The following is a 2,563-nucleotide window of genomic DNA, read 5'->3' as shown; positions in this document are numbered from 1 at the left end:
AGTTTTTAAGCCCTTGATACTCAAAACTACAAGATTGCTATGGATACTATTAATGAACGTGATACCAAGGTTACTACATCAAAAAATAAAGTATTTACTGATTATAGTAGCCACACAAATGCTTCATTATTTTTCACCATTCCATACGACAAGGGGTGGACAGCAACAGTAAATAATAAAAAAGTTAAAATTCATCGAGCTCAAAAGGGGTTCATGAAGGTTGATGTCCCTAGTGGTAAAGGAAAAGTTGTGCTTACCTTTATTCCCTATGGCATTAAGATTGGCTTGATTATTAGTTGCTTGGCATTTGGAATATTTTGTTGCTATGCTTACTTCATCGGTAAAATAAAAATTACTCAAAAAGCTACTCCCCCTAAATAAAAACCTAAAAGGTCTAGAACGAATGTTCTAGACCTTTTAGGTTTAGGGTACAAAAAAACTCAAGCTATACAACTTGAGGTGTCTTATCACTCCGCCAGTAGGACTCGAACCTACGACATCATGATTAACAGTCATGCGCTACTACCAACTGAGCTATGGCGGATAAAGGCTAAGCGACTACCGTATCTAACAGGGGGCAACCCCCAACTACATCAGGCGTACTAGGGCTTAACTTCTGTGTTCGGCATGGGAACAGGTGTATCTCCTAGGCTATCGTCACTTAACTCTGAGTATTCTCAACTCAAAATTGAATATCTATACTGTATCAAGAAACCAAATCGTTGTCAATATATCTCAGTTACATTCGTTGGATAAGTCCTCGAGCTATTAGTATTAGTCCGCTACATGTGTCACCACACTTCCACTTCTAACCTATCAACCTGATCATCTCTCAGGGCTCTTACTGATATAAAATCATGGGAAATCTCATCTTGAGGTGGGCTTCACACTTAGATGCTTTCAGCGTTTATCCCTTCCCTACATAGCTACCCAGCGATGCTCTTGGCAGAACAACTGGTACACCAGCGGTAAGTCCACTCTGGTCCTCTCGTACTAGGAGCAGATCCTCTCAAATTTCCTACGCCCGCGACGGATAGGGACCGAACTGTCTCACGACGTTCTGAACCCAGCTCGCGTGCCGCTTTAATGGGCGAACAGCCCAACCCTTGGGACCGACTACAGCCCCAGGATGCGACGAGCCGACATCGAGGTGCCAAACCTCCCCGTCGATGTGAACTCTTGGGGGAGATAAGCCTGTTATCCCCAGGGTAGCTTTTATCCGTTGAGCGATGGCCCTTCCATACGGAACCACCGGATCACTAAGCCCGACTTTCGTCCCTGCTCGAGTTGTAGCTCTCGCAGTCAAGCTCCCTTATACCTTTACACTCTGCGAATGATTTCCAACCATTCTGAGGGAACCTTTGGGCGCCTCCGTTACCTTTTAGGAGGCGACCGCCCCAGTCAAACTGCCCGTCAGACACTGTCTCCGATAGGGATAACCTATCTGGGTTAGAGTAGCCATAACACAAGGGTAGTATCCCAACAACGCCTCACTCGAAACTGGCGTCCCGAGGTCATAGGCTCCTACCTATCCTGTACATGTGGTACAGATACTCAATATCAAACTGCAGTAAAGCTCCATGGGGTCTTTCCGTCCTGTCGCGGGTAACCTGCATCTTCACAGGTACTAAAATTTCACCGAGTCTCTCGTTGAGACAGTGCCCAAATCATTACGCCTTTCGTGCGGGTCGGAACTTACCCGACAAGGAATTTCGCTACCTTAGGACCGTTATAGTTACGGCCGCCGTTTACTGGGGCTTCAATTCATGCCTTCGCTTACGCTAAGCACTCCTCTTAACCTTCCAGCACCGGGCAGGCGTCACCCCCTATACATCATCTTACGATTTAGCAGAGAGCTGTGTTTTTGATAAACAGTTGCTTGGGCCTATTCACTGCGGCTGACCATCAGTCAGCGCCCCTTCTCCCGAAGTTACGGGGCCATTTTGCCGAGTTCCTTAACGAGAGTTCTCTCGCTCACCTGAGGCTACTCGCCTCGACTACCTGTGTCGGTTTGCGGTACGGGTAGAGTATAATTAACGCTAGAAGCTTTTCTCGGCAGTGTGACATCACTAACTTCGCTACTAAACTTCGCTCCCCATCACAGCTCAATGTTAAAGATATAAGCATTTGACTCATATCACACCTCACTGCTTGGCCAGACACTTCCAATCGTCTGGTTTAGTTAGCCTACTGCGTCCCTCCATCACTATATACTCTAGTACAGGAATATCAACCTGTTGTCCATCGGATACACCTTTCGGTCTCTCCTTAGGTCCCGACTAACCCAGGGCGGACGAGCCTTCCCCTGGAAACCTTAGTCTTACGGTGGACAGGATTCTCACCTGTCTTTCGCTACTCATACCGGCATTCTCACTTCTATGCGCTCCAGCACTCCTCACGGTACACCTTCTTCGCACATAGAACGCTCTCCTACCATACCTATAAAGGTATCCACAGCTTCGGTAATATGTTTTAGCCCCGGTACATTTTCGGCGCAGGGTCACTCGACTAGTGAGCTATTACGCACTCTTTGAATGAATAGCTGCTTCTAAGCTAACATCCT

Annotated in this window: 1 tRNA gene, 2 rRNA genes and 1 pseudogene; 1 reads left to right on the top strand and 3 read right to left on the bottom strand. The window is 46.9% G+C overall.

Annotation, left to right across the window (positions count from 1 at the left end):
* Positions 1-24: 24 nt before the first annotated feature.
* Positions 25-381: pseudogene (locus CGS49_RS13315) on the top strand (YfhO family protein); the annotation flags it as partial.
* 89 nt (positions 382-470) lie between these two features.
* On the opposite strand, the gene CGS49_RS13310 reads toward CGS49_RS13315, so the two are convergent.
* From CGS49_RS13310 to CGS49_RS13300, 3 genes are all read right to left on the bottom strand, one after another.
* Positions 471-544: transfer RNA gene (locus CGS49_RS13310), tRNA-Asn, on the bottom strand.
* 5 nt (positions 545-549) lie between these two features.
* Positions 550-665 (bottom strand): 5S ribosomal RNA (rrf, locus tag CGS49_RS13305).
* An 83-nt stretch (positions 666-748) separates the two neighbouring features.
* Positions 749-2,563: ribosomal RNA gene (locus tag CGS49_RS13300) — 23S ribosomal RNA — on the bottom strand; the annotation flags it as partial.

The sequence above is a fragment of the Faecalibacterium langellae genome, assembly GCF_002549775.1.
Lineage (GTDB): Bacteria > Bacillota > Clostridia > Oscillospirales > Ruminococcaceae > Faecalibacterium > Faecalibacterium langellae.
The sequence above is the reverse complement of the archived record's forward strand: the minus strand, read 5'-3'. Positions and strand labels throughout refer to the sequence as shown.